The organism is Micromonospora sp. NPDC093244 (genome assembly GCF_040683695.1).
GTDB lineage: Bacteria > Actinomycetota > Actinomycetes > Mycobacteriales > Micromonosporaceae > Micromonospora.
On the sequence record NZ_JBFBEO010000001.1, the window covers coordinates 2,021,332 to 2,039,878 of the forward strand.

16 protein-coding genes are annotated in these 18,547 nt (G+C 70.8%); 3 read left to right on the top strand and 13 right to left on the bottom strand.

The window, feature by feature from the left end; genetic code table 11:
* Positions 1 to 164: 164 nt before the first annotated feature.
* Positions 165 to 770, top strand: coding sequence for an AAA family ATPase (locus AB0N27_RS09135; protein WP_364365475.1), 606 nt, complete (start codon positions 165 to 167; stop codon positions 768 to 770).
* 76 nt (positions 771 to 846) lie between these two features.
* Here the strand turns inward: AB0N27_RS09135 and AB0N27_RS09140 are convergent, their stop codons facing one another.
* Both AB0N27_RS09140 and metH read right to left on the bottom strand, forming a co-directional pair.
* Positions 847 to 1,284 carry a VOC family protein gene (locus tag AB0N27_RS09140; protein ID WP_364365478.1) on the bottom strand — a complete coding sequence of 146 codons (438 nt, stop codon included), beginning with the start codon at positions 1,282 to 1,284 and terminating at the stop codon, positions 847 to 849.
* Between the two features lie 191 nt (positions 1,285 to 1,475).
* A complete protein-coding gene (metH, locus tag AB0N27_RS09145; protein WP_364365481.1) occupies positions 1,476 to 4,991 on the bottom strand; it encodes a methionine synthase in 3,516 nt (1,171 codons plus the stop codon).
* 262 nt (positions 4,992 to 5,253) lie between these two features.
* Here metH and AB0N27_RS09150 point away from each other — a divergent pair, with 262 nt between their 5' ends.
* Together AB0N27_RS09150 and AB0N27_RS09155 are read left to right on the top strand one after the other, a co-directional pair.
* Positions 5,254 to 6,123: a PAC2 family protein gene (locus AB0N27_RS09150; protein WP_139586737.1), complete on the top strand. Its 870-nt coding sequence runs from the start codon at positions 5,254 to 5,256 to the stop codon at positions 6,121 to 6,123.
* 123 nt (positions 6,124 to 6,246) lie between these two features.
* The gene (locus tag AB0N27_RS09155) at positions 6,247 to 7,038 is read left to right on the top strand and encodes a GntR family transcriptional regulator (RefSeq protein WP_364365485.1); all 792 of its coding nucleotides are present in this window, start codon (positions 6,247 to 6,249) and stop codon (positions 7,036 to 7,038) included.
* A 360-nt stretch (positions 7,039 to 7,398) separates the two neighbouring features.
* Here the strand turns inward: AB0N27_RS09155 and mshC are convergent, their stop codons facing one another.
* The 11 genes from mshC to AB0N27_RS09210 form a co-directional block, all read right to left on the bottom strand.
* Positions 7,399 to 8,637, bottom strand: a complete 1,239-nt coding sequence (gene mshC, locus AB0N27_RS09160; RefSeq protein ID WP_364365487.1) for a cysteine--1-D-myo-inosityl 2-amino-2-deoxy-alpha-D-glucopyranoside ligase — start codon at positions 8,635 to 8,637, stop codon at positions 7,399 to 7,401.
* Positions 8,638 to 8,704: 67 nt separating this feature from the next.
* The gene (locus AB0N27_RS09165; RefSeq protein ID WP_364365490.1) at positions 8,705 to 9,523 is read right to left on the bottom strand and encodes an SCO1664 family protein; all 819 of its coding nucleotides are present in this window, start codon (positions 9,521 to 9,523) and stop codon (positions 8,705 to 8,707) included.
* Positions 9,520 to 10,101: a DUF3090 domain-containing protein gene (locus AB0N27_RS09170; protein WP_030332806.1), complete on the bottom strand. Its 582-nt coding sequence runs from the start codon at positions 10,099 to 10,101 to the stop codon at positions 9,520 to 9,522. Before AB0N27_RS09170 ends, AB0N27_RS09165 begins: the two co-directional genes overlap by 4 nt.
* A 142-nt stretch (positions 10,102 to 10,243) precedes the next feature.
* The gene (locus AB0N27_RS09175) at positions 10,244 to 10,948 is read right to left on the bottom strand and encodes an MSMEG_4193 family putative phosphomutase (RefSeq protein ID WP_364365493.1); all 705 of its coding nucleotides are present in this window, start codon (positions 10,946 to 10,948) and stop codon (positions 10,244 to 10,246) included.
* A 66-nt stretch (positions 10,949 to 11,014) separates the two neighbouring features.
* The gene (locus AB0N27_RS09180) at positions 11,015 to 12,694 is read right to left on the bottom strand and encodes an ammonium transporter (RefSeq protein ID WP_364365495.1); all 1,680 of its coding nucleotides are present in this window, start codon (positions 12,692 to 12,694) and stop codon (positions 11,015 to 11,017) included.
* A gap of 26 nt (positions 12,695 to 12,720) precedes the next feature.
* Entirely contained in the window at positions 12,721 to 13,746 is a 1,026-nt protein-coding gene (yut, locus tag AB0N27_RS09185) for an urea transporter (protein ID WP_364365498.1), read from the bottom strand.
* 18 nt (positions 13,747 to 13,764) lie between these two features.
* The gene (locus tag AB0N27_RS09190; RefSeq protein ID WP_364365501.1) at positions 13,765 to 14,682 is read right to left on the bottom strand and encodes an urease accessory protein UreD; all 918 of its coding nucleotides are present in this window, start codon (positions 14,680 to 14,682) and stop codon (positions 13,765 to 13,767) included.
* Positions 14,679 to 15,308, bottom strand: coding sequence for an urease accessory protein UreG (gene ureG / locus AB0N27_RS09195; RefSeq protein WP_030332796.1), 630 nt, complete (start codon positions 15,306 to 15,308; stop codon positions 14,679 to 14,681). Before ureG ends, AB0N27_RS09190 begins: the two co-directional genes overlap by 4 nt.
* Before the next feature lie 42 nt (positions 15,309 to 15,350).
* Positions 15,351 to 16,028 carry an urease accessory protein UreF gene (locus AB0N27_RS09200; RefSeq protein ID WP_364365505.1) on the bottom strand — a complete coding sequence of 226 codons (678 nt, stop codon included), beginning with the start codon at positions 16,026 to 16,028 and terminating at the stop codon, positions 15,351 to 15,353.
* A 23-nt stretch (positions 16,029 to 16,051) separates the two neighbouring features.
* The gene (ureE, locus tag AB0N27_RS09205; protein WP_364365508.1) at positions 16,052 to 16,615 is read right to left on the bottom strand and encodes an urease accessory protein UreE; all 564 of its coding nucleotides are present in this window, start codon (positions 16,613 to 16,615) and stop codon (positions 16,052 to 16,054) included.
* A 58-nt stretch (positions 16,616 to 16,673) separates the two neighbouring features.
* Positions 16,674 to 18,392 (bottom strand): urease subunit alpha, encoded by a 1,719-nt coding sequence (locus tag AB0N27_RS09210; RefSeq protein WP_364365511.1) that lies wholly within the window; start codon positions 18,390 to 18,392, stop codon positions 16,674 to 16,676.
* Positions 18,393 to 18,547: the final 155 nt, after the last annotated feature.

The following is an 18,547-nucleotide window of genomic DNA, read 5'->3' on the forward strand; positions in this document are numbered from 1 at the left end:
GGGGCCGCCTTGAAAGACGTACGGAAGCTTTGAACCACATCGCCCGCAGCCGGCGTGTCCTCCGTCGCTGATGCGCGACATGCGTCCGCCAGGTGATCTGCGACGCCTCGGCGGGACGACCGCCGGGCGGTCGTCACCGGCTAGGCTCTCGACACTTCGGCCCCATGATCCGTTCGGAGGTTCCAGTTGTGGCCGACGACCACCTGCCAGTAGATACGACCGGCAATGGGATCGTCCTTTTCTCAGGCCCTCCGTGCTCGGGTAAAAGCACGGTCGTCAAGGCGATGGCCTCTCAGCCCGGACGGAGGCATCTGGAGGTCGACGCTCTGTTCGACCTCCTCTTCCCTGCGTCCGACAGGAACCGCGACGACCGCATGGCGGCCTACGACGGCGCGCATCTCCTGGCTCGGATGCTCGTCGATCGGGGACAGACTGTGCTCCTTGAGTGCACCTATGCGCGTCGTGATCAGCGCGGCAGCCTGCTGAATGCGTTAGCCGGCTCCCCTGCGCCGCTATGGATCGTCGAGTTCTTCGTGGCTCCTGACGAGGCGGTGACCAGGTTCCGGGCGCGGCGTCAGGCCACCGATCTCGACGAGGATCTCGTCCGCGAACGCGCCGACGCCTTCCCCTACTCCGACCAAGCTCTCCGCGTGGAGTCGTCCTTCGGGACACCGCAGGAACAGGCGGGGCGCATCCTCACCTGGCTGCAGCAGGGCCCTCCGCCAGCAGACCGGAACGCGTGGGCGCAAGCCGGGCGAGATTGGACCTGACAGAACCCCGGCATCTACGGAGCTGCGTGCCTCCAAGCGCACTCATCTGGAGGAACAAGTGTCCGCCCGAACAGGCCTAAAGGACGTCGAACTCGTTGCCCTCTGGGTCGGCCATCGTCACGTGGTCAGGCGTACCGTCCGGTTCGTCGACCCGGAGTACGGTCCCGCCCGCTGCCACCAGTTTGTCGACCGTCGCCTGGACCCGGGGCCAGCGCACCCCCAACGGCTCGTGCCTGCCGCCGCCGACGTGGATATCGAAGTGCATGCGGTTCTTGACTGCCTTCGGCTCCGGCACCTTCAGGAACGAGATACCGGGCCGGATGCCGTCAGGGTCCTCAATGAAGGCGCCGTCGTCCCACTCGTCCTCGGGAACCTTGAAATGGGCCTGCCATGCTTCCCAGGTGGCGAACCCTCTCGGTGGGGCGGCCGGGACGTACCCCAGCGCGAGGCACCAGAACGCGGCAAGTTCACGTGGACTCGCGCAATCGACGGTCAAGGACCACTGCTCCGACATCGCCACACCCTAGAACGCCGAAGGCCACACCGAGGGGCCGCCCGAGTTCGGGCCGGCACACATATCTGTCACGGACGTCCTGAGACCCGACACCGCCGGCAGTCCGGCCGGCCCGGTCGGAGGCCGACGCTCCCCTGGTACTCGCCGCCCGGGGCGACGGTCGAAATTACAGGTCGGCGACCCTGCGCCCGTCACTTGGCGTTGAAGTAGCTGGCCTCCGGGTGGTGGACCACGATCGCGTCGGTGGCCTGCTCCGGCATGAGCTGGAACTCCTCGGACAGCTCCACCCCGATCCGCTCCGACCCGAGCAGGTCCACGATCTTCGCCCGGTCCTCCAGGTCGGGGCAGGCCGGGTAGCCGAACGCGTACCGGCAGCCCCGGTAGTCGTTGCGCAGCAGGCCGGCCAGGTCCGTCGGATCGTCGTGGCCCAGCGGGCGACCGTCGGGCAGGGTGAGCTCCGAGCGGATGCGCCGGTGCCAGTACTCGGCGAGCGCCTCGGTGAGCTGCACGGACAGGCCGTGCACCTCCAGGTAGTCGCGGTACTCGTTGCGGGCGAACAGCTTCGCCGCGTACTCGCTGACCGGCTGACCGACGGTGACCAGTTGCAACGCGACCACGTCGAGCTGGTCGCCCTTGGGCTTGAAAAAGTCCGCGAGGCAGAGCCGCCGCTCCTGGCGCTGGCGGGGGAACGAGAACCGGGCGCGCTCCGCGTGCCCGTTCTCGTCGAGCACCACCAGGTCGTTGCCTTCGGAGTACGCGGGGAAGTAGCCGTACACCACGGCTGCCTCAAGGACCTGGTCGGCGATCAGCCGGTCCAGCCAGTACCGCAGGCGGGGGCGACCCTCGGTCTCCACCAGTTCGTCGTACGACGGGCCGTTGCCGCCCCGCGCGCCGTTGAGCCCCCACTGCCCCCGGAAGGTGGCCCGCTCGTCGAGCAGGGCCGCGTAGTCGGCCATCGGCACACCCTTGACTACCCGGGTGCCGAAGAACGGCGGGGTGGGCACCTCCACGTCCACCGCCACGTCGGAGCGCACCGACGAGTCGTGCAGCTCCGGCAGCGACTCGGTGACCATCGTGCGCTGGCGCTCCCGGCGGGCCCGCCGGGCCGCGAGGGCCGCCTCGCGCTCGGGGTCGATCACCGGCGCGCCGCCACGCTTGGCGGTCATCACCTTGTCCATCAGGGACAGACCCTCGAACGCGTCCCGCGCGTAGTGCACCTGCCCGGGGAACATCGACCGCAGGTCGTCCTCGACGTACGCCCGGGTCAGCGCCGCCCCGCCCAGCAGGACGGGCCACCGCTCGGCGACGCCGCGCGTGGCCATCTCGGCCAGGTTCTCCTTCATGATGACTGTGCTCTTGACCAGCAGCCCGGACATGCCGATCGCGTCGGCGCGGTGCTGCTCGGCGGCGTCGAGGATGGCGCCGATCGGCTGCTTGATGCCGATGTTCACCACCTCGTAGCCGTTGTTGGACAGGATGATGTCGACCAGGTTCTTGCCGATGTCGTGCACGTCGCCGCGCACGGTGGCCAGCACGATGCGGCCCTTGCCGCCGTCCTCGCTGGCCTCCATGTGCGGCTCCAGGTACGCCACGGCGGTCTTCATCACCTCGGCGGACTGGAGCACGAACGGCAGCTGCATCTGGCCGGAGCCGAACAGCTCCCCGACGACCTTCATGCCGCCCAGCAGGATGTCATTGATGATCGACAGCGGGGTCCGGCCGCCGGCCATCGCCTCGTCCAGGTCGGCCTCCAGGCCGTTACGCTCACCGTCGATGATCCGCCGCTTGAGCCGCTCGTCCAGCGGCAGCGCCGCCAACTCCTGCGCCCGGCTGGCCCGGGCACTTGTCACGTCGACGCCCTCGAACAGCTCCAGGAACCGCTGCACCGGGTCGTACCCCTCGCGGCGCCTGTCGTAGACCAGGTCGAGGGCGACCTCGCGCTGCTCGTCGGGGATCTTCGACATCGGCAGGATCTTGCTGGCGTGCACGATCGCGGACGTCAGACCGGCCTGCACGCACTCGTGCAGGAACACCGAGTTGAGCACCTGCCGGGCCGCCGGGTTGAGGCCGAACGAGATGTTCGAGATGCCGAGCGTGAAGTTGACCCCCGGGTAGCGGCTGGCGATCTCCCGGATCGCCTCGATGGTCTCCAGGCCGTCGCGGCGGGTCTCCTCCTGCCCGGTGGCGATCGGGAACGTCAACGCGTCGATGAGGATGTCCGCGCGGTCCATCCCCCACCGGCCGGTCAGGTCGTCGATCAGCCGCGCCGCGACCCGGACCTTCCACTCCCGGGTACGCGCCTGCCCCTCCTCGTCGATGAGCAGCGCCACGACCGCCGCGCCGTGCTCCCGGACGATCGGCATCACCCGGGCGTAGCGGGAGTTGGGGCCGTCGCCGTCCTCGAAGTTCACCGAGTTGACCACGCACCGGCCGCCGAGCATCTCCAGGCCGGCCTCGACGACTGCCGGCTCGGTGGAGTCCAGCATGATCGGCAGCGTCGACGCGGTCGCGAACCGGCCGGCCAGCTCCCGCATGTCCTGCGTGCCGTCGCGGCCCACGTAGTCTACGCACAGGTCGAGCAGGTGCGAACCGTCGCGGGCCTGACTGCGGGCGATCTCCACGCAGGCCCGCCAGTCGGCGGCGAGCATGGCCTCGCGGAACGCCTTGGAGCCGTTGGCGTTGGTCCGCTCCCCCACCATCAGCACCGACGCGTCCTGGGCGAACGGCACCGGGTGGTACACCGACGAGACGCCCGCCTCGTGCCGCGGCTCGCGGGCCGGGGCGGTCGCGCCGTGCAGCCGCTCGGCCAGCACCCGGATGTGCTCCGGGGTGGTGCCGCAGCAACCGCCGACCAGTCCCACGCCGTACTCGGTGACGAAGCGCTCCAGGGCCTCGGCCAGCTCCACGGGAGTCAGCGGGAAGTACGCCCCGTCGGCTGTCAGCACCGGCAGGCCGGCGTTCGGCATCACCGACAACGGGACGCGGGAGTGCTGCGACAGGTAGCGCAGGTGCTCGCTCATCTCCGCCGGGCCGGTGGAGCAGTTCAGCCCGATGAGGTCCACGCCGAGCGGCTCGATGGCCGCGAGGGCCGCGCCGATCTCGCTGCCCACCAGCATGGTGCCGGTGGTCTCCATCGCCACATGGCAGATGATCGGCACGGACTGGCCCAGCTCGGTCATCGCCCGCTTCGACCCGACCACGGCCGCCTTGACCTGGAGCAGATCCTGAGAGGTCTCGATGATCAGGGCGTCCGCGCCGCCGACGATCAGACCGGCGGCGTTCTCCTGGTACGCGTCGCGCAGGGTCGCGTAGTCGGCGTGCCCGAGGGTGGGCAGCTTCGTGCCCGGCCCGATCGAGCCCAGCACGAACCGGGGCCGCTGCGCGGTGCTCGCCGCGTCGGCGGCCTCCCGGGCGATGCGGGCGCCCGCCTCGGACAATTCCCGGATGCGGTGCGGGATGTCGTACTCGCCGAGATTGGCCAGGTTGGCGCCGAAGGTGTTGGTCTCCACGCAGTCCGCGCCCGCGGCCAGGTAGGCGTCGTGCACCCCGCGCACCACGTCCGGACGGGTGACGTTGAGGACCTCGACGCACCCCTCGAGGCCGTCGAAGTCGTCGAGGGTGAGGTCCGCAGCGTGCAACATCGTGCCCATCGCCCCGTCGGCGATGAGGATCCGGTCGGCCAGCGCATCCATCAACGAGTTCCGCACCCGTTCAGGTTAGTGCGGCACCCGCCGGGCCCAGAGACCCTCGGCACCCGATCCCATATTGTGTCAGCGGGATCACGCTGTCCGATTCGTCGGTGTATGACCGGTTGCCGGCGGGCCCGACCGGCGCGGCCGACGGGCCGGGCACCCGCTCGGCACGTAGGCTGACGGACGTGAAGGACAACAGGGACGCCGCTGTGCACCACGGCCCGACGACCGGGCGTGGTCCCGGGGACGGCCGCGACGAGCAGGGTGAGGTGACGGCGTGACCGAGTTCGACGGACTGCCGGTGCTGCGGTCCCCGGTGGCCATCGCCGCGTTCGAGGGGTGGAACGACGCCGCCGACGCGTCCACGGCGGCCGTCGAGCACCTGGAGCAGGTGTGGCAGGCCCGGCAGATCACCGAACTGGATCCGGAGGAGTTCTACGACTTCCAGGTCAGCCGACCCACCATCACCATGGCCGACGGGGAGACCCGCCGGGTGGAGTGGCCGACGACCCGGTTCATGGTGGCCAGCCCGGAGGGCACCGAACGGGACGTGGTGCTGATCCGGGGCATCGAGCCGAGCATGCGCTGGCGCACGTTCTGCGAGCAGGTGCTGGAGATCTGCCACAGCCTCGAGGTCGAACGGGTGGTGCTGCTCGGCGCGTTGCTGGCCGACGTGCCGTACACCCGGCCGTTGCCGATCAGCGGCAGCGCGTCCGACGCGCAGGCCGCCGAGCGCTACCAGCTCACCCCCACCCGCTACGACGGGCCGACAGGCATCGTCGGGGTGCTGCACGACGCGTGCACCCGCGCCGAGGTGGACGCCGTCTCGTTCTGGGTGCACGTGCCGCACTACGCCAACAACCCGCCCTGCCCGAAGGCCACCCTCGCCCTGCTGCACCGCGTCGAGGAGGTCGTCGACCTGCCGGTGCCGATGGCCGACCTGGCCGAGGAGTCCGCCGAGTGGGAGCAGCGCGTGCGCAGCGCCGCCGAGCAGGACGCCGAGCTGGGCGAGTACGTGCGCGAGCTGGAGGAACGGGTCGGCGACGAGGGCATCACCCCGTTGACAGGTGACGAGATCGCCCAGGAGTTCGAGAAGTACCTGCGCCGCCGGGGCGGTTCGGCGGGCCCCACCGCCGGCTCCTGGTAGCACTGATTCGCCTGCGGGCCCCTGGACCTTTCTGGTCTGGGGGCCCGTTTTGGCGTGTCGCGGGTGGCGCCGTCACAGCCTCTAAGGCATCCTAGGAACCTAGATGTGATCAAGGAGGCGGGTGTGCAGATCAACCCCGGCGCTGCCGAGTTTCCCCACCGGCAGATTGCCACGCAGCTCAAGGCCCAGGTCCGCCGCGGCGACTGGGGACCCGGCGAGCGACTGCCGTCCATCCCGGCCATCGCCGAGATGTTCGGCGTCGCCAAGCAGACCGTGCAACGCGCCGTCGACCAGCTGCGGGTCGAGGGCATCCTGATCACCAAACCCGGCTCCGGTACGTACGTCCGGGGCACCCGCCGCCGACTCAACCGACTCTCCCGAGGGCGGTACGGCGGCTTCCGCGGTTACCACACCGACCTGGCCGCCCGGTACCGCCAACAACTCGTCTCCGTCGGCCACTCCCCCGCCCCCGCCGAGGTCGCCGACGCGTTCGGGGTGCCCGACGGCACGAACCTGCTCTGCCGGCGACACCTCGTCCGCACCGACGACTCCCCCGTCGAGGTGGGCGCGTCCTGGTTCCTGCCCCGCGACACCGCCGGCACCTCACTGGAGCGCGCCGAGGCGTTCGGCCGGCCCCTCTACCAGGAGGCCGAGGAGGCCACCGGCCGGCGGTACGTCTCGGCCACCGACACGATAAGCGCCCGCCAGCCCAGCCGGGAGGAGGCCGAAACCCTCCAGATCCGGCCCGACACCCCGGTGCTGCACCTGCTGCACGTCGCGTACGACGAGCACCGCAAGCCGATCGAGGTCGCCCAGGCCACCTGGCCCGGCCCGATGACCACCCTCACCGAGGAGTACAAGATCCCCGGACCGACCCCTGACCCGGAACCCGACCCCGGCCTGGTCCTGGGCTGACCCACCCTCGGTCAACGGGCTGCGCAGCAGACCGGCGGCGGAGGGGTGGGGTTGGTGGCTGCGCCCTGTCGAGCTGCCCCACGTTCGGGGCAGGGCTGCCCGGACGATCGGGTCCGCGGCCACCCGAAGGTGATCCAGGACGGCTCGACCGCAGACGCATCAGCACCTGGGTGCCCGCCCCCACCGCCCCACATCCGGGGCAGCTCGACAGGGCCTCGACAGGGCCTCGACAGGGCCTCGACAGGGCACAGTACAGCCACGCCGACCCGGTCGGGCAAGTTCCCGCGCCACGCGCCGCAGAATTGCGGCCACGGGCCGGGCCGGCGGGCCGCGAGCACCGCCGAGGCCGGGGCGCGGCGGTCAGAGGCGGATGCCCAAGAGGGCGTCGACCGTGGCGGCGAAGAGTGCGGGTGCTTCGGGATCATCCGTGGCGCCGGACAGGGTCGCCTCGGCCCAGCGGTCGGCTGCCGCCAGGGCGCCCGGGGTGTCCAGGTCGTCGGCGAGGCGCTCGCGTACCTCGGCCAGCAGCGCTGCCCCGGACGGCCCGGCGGGCGCGGCGGCGGCCCGCCGCCAGCGGTCCAGCCGCTCCCGCGCGGCGGTGAGCAGCTCGTCGGCCCACGTGCGGTCGCTGCGGTAGTGCCCCGACATCAGCGCCAGGCGGATCGCCATCGGGTCGACCTTGTCGGCGCGGAGCCGGGAGACGAAGACCAGGTTGCCGCGGGACTTGGACATCTTCTCGCCGTCCAGGCCGATCATCCCGGCGTGCACGTAGTGCTCGGCGAACGGCGCCTGGCCGGTCAGCTGCTCGGCGTGCGCCGCGGACGCCTCGTGGTGCGGGAACAGCAGGTCGTTGCCGCCGCCCTGCACGTCGATCCGGTCGCCGAGCAGGTTCAGGGCGATCACCGCGCACTCGATGTGCCAGCCGGGGCGGCCCTCGCCCAGCTCCCCGCCCGGCCAGGACGGCTCGCCCTCGCGGGCGCCACGCCACAGCAGCGGATCGAGGGGGTCGCGCTTGCCGGCCCGGTCCGGGTCGCCGCCGCGCTCCGGGAAGATCTCCAGCATCTGCTCGCGGGTCAGGTTGGACTCGTAGCCGTACCTGCCGGTGGCGGAGATGTCGAAGTAGACGTCGCCGGTGCCGTCGTCGAGGCGGTACGCGGCGCCGTCCTTGAGCAGCATCTCGACCTTGTCGACGATGTCCGGGATCGACTCCACCGCGCCCACGTAGTGCTCCGGCGGGATGATCCGCAGCGCCTCCATGTCCTCCCGGAACAGCGCCGTCTCCCGCATCGCCAGGACCACCCAGTCCTCGCCGTCGCGGGCGGCGCGCTCCAGCAGCGGGTCGTCGATGTCGGTGACGTTCTGCACGTAGCGCACCGGACGGCCGGCGTCGCGCCACATCCGCTGCACCAGATCGAACGTGATCATGGTGGCGGCGTGGCCGAGGTGGGTGGCGTCGTACGGGGTGATGCCGCAGACGTACATGCTGCCCGCGTCGGCCGGCACACTCGGCTCGACCGTCTGCCGCGCCGAGTCGTACAACGCCAACGGCTCGCCCCTGCCCGGCAGCCGTGGCACCTCATGTCCCGCCCAAGACTCCATGGCCTCAGCCTAGCCAGCCCCACGACGACCCCGGGTCGCCGCACGGGTGATCAAGATGACAGCGGTGTCACATCGGGGGCCAGGGGATCGCCGGCCAGTCCTCCGGCGGCTGCGGGAAGCGACAGGTGTCGCGCAGGTTGTCCACGCGGGCGGCCAGCTCGGCGACCTCGCTGATCGTCAGGTGATCGGCCAGCTCCGCGCCGAGCGCCCCGGACAACTGCCCGGCGAGCCCGTCGAGCATCTCCACGGCGTCCGGTGGCAACTGCCTGCCGGCCCAGCCCCAGAGCACCGTGCGCAGCTTGTCCTCCACGTGGAAGCACACCCCGTGGTCCACGCCGTAGATCCGGTCGTCGTCGCCGACGAGGACGTGGCCGCCCTTGCGGTCCGCGTTGTTGATCACCGCGTCGAGGACGGCGAGTCGGGCCAGCCGCGGGTCGTCGGCGTGGGCGAGGGCGTACTCTGCGCCGTCGTCGTCCCGTGCCGCGGCGATCGGGAACCAGCGCGGCGGCAGTTCGCCGGCGGGCAGGAACCCGACGAGCGGCTCGGCGTCCTGGGGCTCGTCGATCCACAGCTGGCAGGAGCCGGGGCCGAACGGGCCGTCGCGCAACACGGTCGGCGGCACCAGATCCCAGCCGGTGGCCCGGGAGACCAGGTACGCCGACACCTCGCGGCCGGCGAGGGTGCCGTCGGGAAAGTCCCACAGCGGGCGCTCCCCGCGCACCGGCTTGTAGACGCAGCGGGCCGTGGTGCCGTCGAGCGTCAGGATGCCGCGCAACGTCGTGTTCGACGCGTCGACCAGCCGGCCCTCCAGCTCGAGCACGCCGTCGCGCAGCAGCCGCAGCGCGGCGTCACCGTCCTGGCGAGGCTGGAGGCCCGACGAGGTCACCGGTGGTAACCGTTGTGCCGCGGGCAGAGGTGCCCGGCGGGATCCAACGGCTGGCCGCACAGCGGGCACGGCGGCCGGCCCGCGTTCACCACGCGTCGCGCCCGCTCGATGAACTGGCGGGTCGCCTGCGGGGTGAGTCGGACCCGGAGCCGGTCCAGGTCCTCGTCCGGCTCGTCGTCGTCCTCGTCGTCCTCGTCGTCGTCCTCGTCGCCCAGCTCGACCTCGGGCTCGACCTCGCCCGCCGCGATCGCCTCGATCACCACTGTCGCGGTGTCGACGTCGAAGGCCAGCCCGAGCGTCCCGACCCGGAACTCCTCGTCGACCGGAGTGTCCAGCGGCTCGTTGTCGCCGATCACCGGCGCCAGCTCGGGCAGGTCCACCCCGAAGCGACGCTGCGCCTCGGTGAGCAGCTCCTCCAGCTTCTCGGCGAGCAGGGAAACCTGGACCTTCTCCAGCGCGACGCTGACCAGCCTGCCGCCGCCGCGGGCCTGGAGGAAGAACGTGCGCTCCCCCGGCGGCCCGACGGTCCCGGCGACGAACCGCTCCGGCGGTTCGAAGGCGTGCACCTGGTGGGTCATACCCACGACCCTATCCGGCCCGCCAGGGCGCCGCGCACCCCACCGACCCGAATCGCCGCGGGGGCGGCGCGCCCGGCGTACCAGGGGTCACGGCCGGGCGTGGCGGCGACCGGGGAGCTGCGGCGGGGCGTCGTGACGCGGCTCACCGGGACGCACCTGCCCCGCCGCCGACGGCGGCGTCCGAGTCGGCGCCGCGCGCCGCCCGCCGGCGCCGCTTGCGCGGCGGCGGCACCAGAGCGGCCAGGTCGCCGCCCGTGTCGTTGAGCCGGACCAGGAACGGCCGCAGCGGCGTGAACCGGATCGCGGTCACCGACGCCGGGTCGGCCACGATCCGCTGGAAAAGATCCAGGTGTACGCCGAGGGCGTCCGCCACGATCGCCTTGATCACGTCGCCGTGGCTGCACGCCAGCCAGACCGCCTCGGGCCCGTGCTCGGCGCTGACCCGGGCGTCCCACGAGCGCACCGCCGCCACGGCCCGTGCCGCCATCGCCGCCATCGCCTCGCCGTCGGGGAACACCGCCGCGCTCGGGTGCTGCTGGACCACCGGCCAGAGCGGCTCCTTGGCCAGCTTCTTGAGCGGCTGCCCCTCCCAGGTGCCGTAGCCGCACTCGATCAGCCCCTCCTCCACCACCGGAGTGGCCTGCGGGAGGGCCAGCTCCAGCGTCTGCCGGCAGCGGATCAGCGGGCTGGTCACCACCGCCGCGAGCGGCACCGCCCGCAGGCGCTCGCCCACGGCGGTCGCCTGGGCCCGGCCCGTGTCGTCCAGCTCGACGGGCTGACGGCCGGCCAGCCCACCGTCGGCGTTCGCGGTGGTCCGGCCGTGTCGCAGAAGCAGAAGGGTCGCCACGGGATCACCCTATGACCTGCCCCCGACCACGGGTGCCGCCGGCAGGCGCGAACCTCGCGCGGCACGTCACCTGACGTCCGTGGCGCGCTGGACGTCCTGCACGAAGCTGTCCGAGCGGTCGGCGCCGTACCCGTCCAGCACGTCGAGCACCGCGGGCACCGCCCCCTGGCGTACGACCACCTCGATCCGGGCGCGGTCCAGCAGGTCCTGGTCCTGCCAGTAGCCCCGGGGCAGCGCCCGGGCCGCCGGCTCGGCGGTGGAGACGGTGGCGTCGAAGACGACGATGGAGGTGGCGCCCGCGCCGAGCAGGGCCTCGCGCAGCTCCCGGGTGGTCGGCAGCCGCGCCGGGTCCACCGTGGCGGTGACCAGCCGGGCCGGCGGAGCCGGCTGGCCGGGAGGGTTGGTCCCGGCGGGTCGGGGGGCGGGGCGGTCGCCGCCGGTCCGGCGGCGGCGTTCGGGCGCGCCGGTGCCGTTGAGGGCCGCGACGCCGCCCAGGTGGTACGCGTCGGCGCCCTGCTGGGCGTGGTCGAGGTCGTCCTGCGTGTCGGCGGGGGCGCGGAGCCCGAGGACCGCCTGCACGGCGGCGGCGATCAGCCAGCTGAGCACGAACGAGAAGGCCACCACGACCACCACACCGACGATCTGGTGCCACAGCAGCGATCCGCCGCCACCGAAGAAGAGCCCGTCCTTGCCCAGCGGGTTGGTGCCGCTGTTGCCGAAGAACCCGACAAGCAGCGAGCCCAGCATGCCGCCGACGAAGTGCACGGCGAGGACGTCGAGCGCGTCGTCGAGGCGCAGCAGGTACTTCAGGCGCAGGGCGGTGTGGCAGACGATGCCGGCGATCGCGCCGATGGCGATGGCGGAGAGCGTGTTGACGTACCCGGCGGCCGGGGTGATCGTCGCGAGGCCCGCGACGGCGCCGGAGACGCCGCCCACGACGGTGCTGTGGCCGTCCTTCGCCCGCTCGGCGACCAGCCAGACGAGCATGCCGGCGGCCGCCGCGAGGTGAGTGTTGATCACCGCTTGGGCGGCCACGCCGTTGGCCTGGAGCCCGTCACCGCCGTTGAAGCCGAACCACCCGAACCACAGGATGCCCGCCCCGAGGATGGTCAACGGGATGGAGTTGGGCGGAGCGGCGGTGTGTGGCCAGCCCCGGCGACGGCCGACGACGAGCAGGACGGCCAGGACGGCGGCGCCCGCCGAGGCGTGCACCACCATGCCGCCGGCCCAGTCCTGGGTGCCGAAGCGGGCCAGCCAACCGTCCGGGTGCCAGAGCCAGTGGGCGATCGGCGCGTAGACCACGATTGACCACACGGCCAGGAACACCACCCAGCCGAGGAACTTCAGCCGGCCGGCCGTGGCGCCGGTGACCAGCGCGGGCGTGATCACCGCGAACATCATCTGGTACGCCACGAACGCCAGGGTGGGAACGGTCACCTGGCCGGCGACGACGTGCAGGTGCGGCGCGGGCGGCACCCCGAGATTGCTGAGTCCGAAGAGTTCGAAGTTGCCAAGCAGGCCGCTGCCGGCGTCGTCGCCGAAGGCGATGGTGTAGCCCACCAGCACCCAGGTCAGGCTCACGACGCCCAACGCGATCATGTTCTGCTGCAGCATGGCGAGCACGTTGCGGGTGCGGACCATCCCGCCGTAGAAGGCGGCCAGGCCCGGGGTCATGAACAGCACCAGGCCTGTGCAGACGAGCACCCAGGCAGTGTCGCCGGAGTTGACCGCTTGCTGAGCGAGCATGGGAACTCACCTCTTTCTCGGTACGGTCAGACGGAGTGCTTCACCGTCGAGACGATGGTCTCCCTGGCGCGTTCGTGGTTGGGTATCGGCGCGAAGTGCCGCTTGGGCAGCAGCAGCAGCCAGGTGGCGAGGTTGAACGGTCCGGTCAGGACGGGGATGGCCAGCGGGGTGAGCACGGTGGCCAGGGCCATCTGCACGAACAGCGTCAGGGCGATGCCGAAGAGGGTGTAGAGGGTCACCAGCGCGCCGGGGCGGTGCAGCACCGCGCCCACCGCGATCGCCGTCAACACCGCGTTGAAACCGAACAGGCCCTTGTCCAGCGAGGCCGCGTCGGCGCCGAACCACAGCGCCAGCAGGGTCGCCACGACGCTGCCGAGCACCGCGAAGAGCGCCGACCAGCGGGAGTTGACAAGCAGCGCGACCAGGAGGATCAACCCGGTGACCCAGCTGTCGATGAGGAAGACCTGGGACACTCCGCGCAGGAAGGTGGGAATCAGGTCCCAGTCGAAGCGGCCACCGGTCAGCTGCCCCTCACCGGGAAACATCGGCTTGAGGTTGGTAAGCACCGTGAAGCGGTCGAACTGGTACGCGGCCAGCAGCAGCACCCAGGTGGTCAGCACGAACGGCATGGTGAACGCGGTCAGCCCCCAGGTCTTGAAGATCGCGTTCAGGGCCAGGGTGACGATTGTCGTGCCGATCGCGCCGAGCACCAGGTAGAGCCACATCAGCGGCCGGTCGTCGAGGAACGTCGGCACGGCGAGGCCGGTCAGGAACGGGCTGAAGCCGAACAGCCCCTTGCGCAGGGAGCCCTCGTCCACCCGCAGGGCGAGCGCCGTAGCGGTGCCGACGACGAGGCCGACGACGCCTCCCCCGAAGACCCGTGGCTGCCCGTTCTCGAACGCACCCCAGGCGACCGCGACGAGAACAAGGACGCCGGTGAGCGGGTTGTTCTGCAGGACGACCTGCGCCGGCCCGCGCAGGCAGGCGTCGACGAACCCGACCAGCGGGTTGCCGTCACCCAGCCTGTCCCACCTGTGCGCCACTGCGGTCACGGACGTCTCCTCGCCATGTCAACGCCAGCTGAACGCTTGCGGGAAGGTCCGGCCTGTCACCTCTTCGCGGGCGGCCACGCAGAAGGCGCGTACCGCGGCGCGGACCGGCTCGGTCTCCTGACCCAGGACCTTGAAGATGAGACCCGCGTCGTTCGGCAGCCGGCCGACGGCGCTGGCCAGCGGGGTCCGCTCGTCCCACACCGGTGTCGAGGTCCGCTCGAAGACCCGCGCCGCCCGTTCGGCGTTGGTGAGCAGCACGACGTTGCCGAAGACGTGGAAGCGGTCCATGACCCCGACCCGCGCCACGCCGAACTCCTTCGGGGACACCACGAACTTCTCCACGAACAGCGCCCGGCCGTCGGGACGCTCCGCCCGCAGGGAGCAGGAGAAGAGGTCGTACGCGAAGAGCTCGCCGTCGCGGTAGTGCTTGCGCCCGGGTTGCAGGATCTCGCCGTACAGCATGGTGGCGCTCTCCGGCAGGCACACCCGGCTGTCGGTGACGAACCGGCTGGCCCGGTAGGGAATCGTCGGTTCCGGGAGGAACTCCAGGTAGGTGTCCTCGCCCAGGGTGAACCGCTGGACCTGCGTCCCGTAGTTCGCGTCCATCTGCTGGATCTTGGTCGCGGCCTGGGTGGTCAGGTGCGCCTGGCTGCCGGCCGCCAGGGTGACGTCCAGGTGCAGGCGGTCCCCCTGCAGGACGCCCCCGGAGGTGGTGAGGATCATGACGCAGGGCAGGTCCGGCATCTCCTCGTCCCAGTAGAGCGCGCGCTGCACCAGCAGCGGCGACTGCCGGAAGAGGTCGCGCAGGATCGTGCGGTCCCCGCGCCGCTCGAACCCCAGGCGCAGGATCCCGACCTTGCCGTTGGACGCCGCGGGTAGCTGGGCCGGTTGGTCCTGGTACGGCGCCAGCTCCCGGGCGGTGTCCAGTGAGGTCACGCGACCACTTCGGCGTCGAAGAGCGCGTTGCGGCGGACCAGCGAGACCAGCTCGTCGACGCCCTCACCCGTCTTGCAGTTGGTGAACACGACGGGCTTGCCGTTGCGCATCAGCTCCGCGTCGCGGGCCATGACGTCGAGGTCGGCGTCCACGTAGGGCGCCAGATCCGTCTTGTTGATCACGAGGATGTCGGACTTGGAGATGCCCGGCCCGTTCTTGCGCGGGATCTTGTCGCCGGCGGCGACGTCGATGACGTAGATGAAGAAGTCCACGAGGGCGGGGCTGAAGGTCAGAGTGAGGTTGTCACCGCCGCTCTCGATCAGCACCACGTCGCTGTCCGGGAACTTGGACTCCATGTCCTCCACGGCGGCGAGGTTCATACTCGGGTCCTCCCGCACGGCCGTGTGCGGGCAGGCCCCGGTCTCCACCCCGATGATGCGCTCCTCGACCAGGACGCCGGTGAGCGCCCGCCGGACGTGCTTCGCGTCCTCCGTGGTGACCACGTCGTTCGTGATCACCAGAATTCGCAGCCCGTTCTCCACGAGTCGTGGCACGACCGCCTCGATGATCGCGGTCTTGCCACTGCCCACCGGGCCGCCCACTCCGATACGACTTGCCGACTTCATGCGTGACCTGTCCTTCCTTGCTCCGTGTCTGGGAAATGCGGTTCAGCTCATGAACATCCGCACGTGCACGTGCTGGTGCGCGGCGGCGAGCACGTCGGCGTGCGGTCCGAAGGTCTGCATGTCGTCGAGGCTCGCGGTGCGCACCTCGCGGTAGTCGTCGGCGACCCGCTCGTTGACCGCGAACAGGATCGACTGGGCGTCGAGGTGGTCGACCCGCATCAACCGGATGGCGGCGCTGAGCACCGTCGAGGCCGCGCCGTACTGGTGCGCCGCGAACGCCTCCTCCTCGCCGACGCCGAGGTCGGCGAAGACCACGCCGAGCGCGACCGGGTAGGTGACAGGCACGCCGTTTGCCGACTCGTCGATCCGCTTCTTGAGCAGCGTCTCGCCGACGATCCGGGTCGAGGCCTCGGCCAGCTTGCGGCCCATCCGGACCGACATGGTGCGCATCTCTTCGTTGATCTTGCGGAGGTGCACGGCCTCGTCGGCCTGCCGGATCCGGTCGAGGTCGCCGGCGCGGGCGCCCCGGTGACCGGCGAGCAGCGCCACCCCGTCTCCGGTGGCGGCCAGCCGGGTGACCGTCCGGACGAAGTCCTGAAGAGTGGTCCGGTCGTGCACGACGCCGTGCTCGACGGCCATCTCCAGCCCGTTGGAGAAGGAGAAGGCCCCGACCGGAAAGACCGAGTCACCGAACTGCAGCAGCTTCAGGGTCTCCGCCATCGTGCGCACCGTCCCGGCCCCTCTCAGTTGAGGTCGGCGGGAAGGTGGGAGTGCGGCGTCGAGTCGGCGCCACCGAACAGCCGCCGGGACTCGTGCGGCGCGAGGTACGCGATGACCTCGGTGCCGGGGACGAACTCGTGGGTGATGCCGGTGAACGCGTGGGTGCGCATCACCGAGTCCATGACCTTGCGGTCCACGGTCAGCGGCACGTACATCTTGGTGCCCTTCACCACGGCCGGCCAGTGCTGGTTGCCGATCGCGTGACCGAGTTCGACGGCCGAGCGGATGAGCAGCTCCGCCGACTCGCCACGCAACTGGTCGAGGTGGACCACCATCACCTCGCCCAACTGCACCCGGGCCACCACCGCTGTGGCGCTCAGGTCGTCCCAGGCGAGGATGTCGCCGTCGCGCAGCCGGACCCCCCGGGCCAGCGCGACGGACAGCTCCGCCCCGGAACTGGTCATCTTGCGGATGCGGCTCTTCTGGGCGTCCCACTGGTCCAGGACCAGGTCGTCGATGCGCGCTTCCCTCAGCCGGAGCGTCCAGTCCGGTTCGTTCATGTTGCCCAGCACCGATTCGACGAGCACGGGCGTCTCCTTTCCATGGTGCGCCGCGACCGCGCAGGGCGGCGCGGGCGTTCCGGGTTCAGCTGAAGAAGTAGAGCTGGCTCAGGGGCAGGTTCCGGGCCGGCGGCACTGTCGCGTGCACGCCGTCCATCGTCACCGCGAAGGTCTCCGGATCGACCTCGAGTTTCGGGGTCCGGTCGTTGCGGACCATGTCGCGCTTGGTGAGGCTCCGGGTCCGGTACACGGGCATGACCTGCCGTTGCAGGCCGAGCTGCTCGGCGACTCCGGCCTCGTGTGCGGCGCGGGACACGAAGGTGACGCAGTTCTTGGCGAGCTGGCTGCCCATCGCGCCGAAGGACGGTCGGTAGTAGACCGGCTGCGGCGTCGGCAGCGAGGCGTTCGGGTCGCCCATGATCGACCAGGCGATCATGCCGCCCTTGAGGACCATCTTCGGCTTGGTGCCGAAGAAGGCCGGCTCCCAGAGCACCAGGTCGGCCATCTTGCCCGGGGTGACCGAGCCCACCACGTGGGAGATGCCCTGGGTGATGGCCGGGTTGATGGTCATCTTGGCGACGTACCGCAGCACCCGGAAGTTGTCGTTGGCGCTGGAGTCCTCGGCGAGCTTGCCGCGCGCGGTCTTCATCTGCCCGGCGAGCTGGATGGTCCGCAGCCACGTCTCCCCGACGCGTCCCATGGCCTGCGAGTCGCTCTGCATCATCGAGATGACGCCCTCGTCGAGCAGGACGTCCTCGGCGGCTATCGTCTCGGTCCGGATGCGGCTCTCCACGAAGGCCACATCGGAGGGAACCTTCGGGTTGAAGTTGTGGCAGACCATGATCATGTCGTACAGCTCGGCCTGGCTGTTGATGCCGTACGGCACCGTCGGCGTGGTCGAGCTCGGCAGCACGTTCATCTGGCTGGCGATCTTGATGACGTCCGGCGCGTGTCCACCACCGGCGCCCTCGGTGTGGAAGGTGTGGATCGTCCGGCCCTCGAACGCGGCGACGCTGTCCTCCAGGTAGCCGCTCTCGTTGAGGGTGTCCGTGTGGATGCTCACCTGCACGTCGAACTCGTCGGCGACGTCCAGGCACGCCCGGATCACCGCCGGCGGCGCACCCCAGTCCTCGTGGATCTTGAAGCTCGGCGCGCCGGCCATGATCTGTTCCACAAGCGGCGCGCGGCCGGTGCTGTTACCCCTGGCCATCAGGCCGATGTTGACCGGGATGGTCTCGAAGGCCCGCATCATCGCCTGGATGTTCCAGGGGCCAGGGGTGATGGTGACGCCGTTGGTGCTGTCCGTCGGTCCCGTGCCGCCACCCCAGAGGGTGGTCACGCCGTTGCTCAGGGCCGCCTGCGCCTGGAACGGCGTCACCAGGTGCACGTGCGCGTCGATGCCACCGGCGGTCAGGATGAGGTGCTCGCCGGAGATCGCCTCGGTGCCCGGCCCGGTGACCAGGTCGGGGGTCACACCGTCCATGGTGTTCGGGTTCCCGGCCTTGCCGATGCCGGCGATCTTGCCGTTCTTGACCCCGACGTCGGCCTTGACCACGCCGAGGGTCGCGTCGACGATCGTCACGTTGGTGATGACCAGGTCCAGGCCGCCCTCGGCGTTCGTGTACTGGTTATGTACGCCCATGCCGTCGCGCAGGGTCTTGCCCCCGCCGTACATCACCTCGTCGCCGAGGACCCGGAGATCCTTCTCGATCTCGATGTACAGGTCGGTGTCGCCCAGCCGGATCTGGTCGCCCGTCGTCGGGCCGAACATTCCCGAATACTCTTGCCGAGATATCTGGCTCATCGAATCATCTCCTGCCCGAGGCTGGCAGCCCTGCCGGGATAGTGGATCTACTTTTTGTCGCCCTTGGATTCGTCCTGCTTCTCCGGGCCGAACTTGAAGCCCCGGGTCTTGGCGTTGTGGATCGCCTCGGTCCGGTCCGGCCGGTAGCTCGGAGC

What these genes read in the sequence shown, in the direction of transcription:
- AB0N27_RS09135 (WP_364365475.1), top strand. Translation starts at nt 165, where the DNA reads ATGATCCGTTCGGAGGTTCCAGTTGTGGCCGACGACCACCTGCCAGTA.
- AB0N27_RS09140 (WP_364365478.1), bottom strand. Translation starts at nt 1,284, where the DNA reads ATGTCGGAGCAGTGGTCCTTGACCGTCGATTGCGCGAGTCCACGTGAA.
- mshC (WP_364365487.1), bottom strand. Translation starts at nt 8,637, where the DNA reads ATGGAGTCTTGGGCGGGACATGAGGTGCCACGGCTGCCGGGCAGGGGC.
- AB0N27_RS09170 (WP_030332806.1), bottom strand. Translation starts at nt 10,101, where the DNA reads ATGACCCACCAGGTGCACGCCTTCGAACCGCCGGAGCGGTTCGTCGCC.
- AB0N27_RS09180 (WP_364365495.1), bottom strand. Translation starts at nt 12,694, where the DNA reads ATGCTCGCTCAGCAAGCGGTCAACTCCGGCGACACTGCCTGGGTGCTC.
- ureG (WP_030332796.1), bottom strand. Translation starts at nt 15,308, where the DNA reads ATGAAGTCGGCAAGTCGTATCGGAGTGGGCGGCCCGGTGGGCAGTGGC.
- AB0N27_RS09200 (WP_364365505.1), bottom strand. Translation starts at nt 16,028, where the DNA reads ATGGCGGAGACCCTGAAGCTGCTGCAGTTCGGTGACTCGGTCTTTCCG.
- AB0N27_RS09210 (WP_364365511.1), bottom strand. Translation starts at nt 18,392, where the DNA reads ATGAGCCAGATATCTCGGCAAGAGTATTCGGGAATGTTCGGCCCGACG.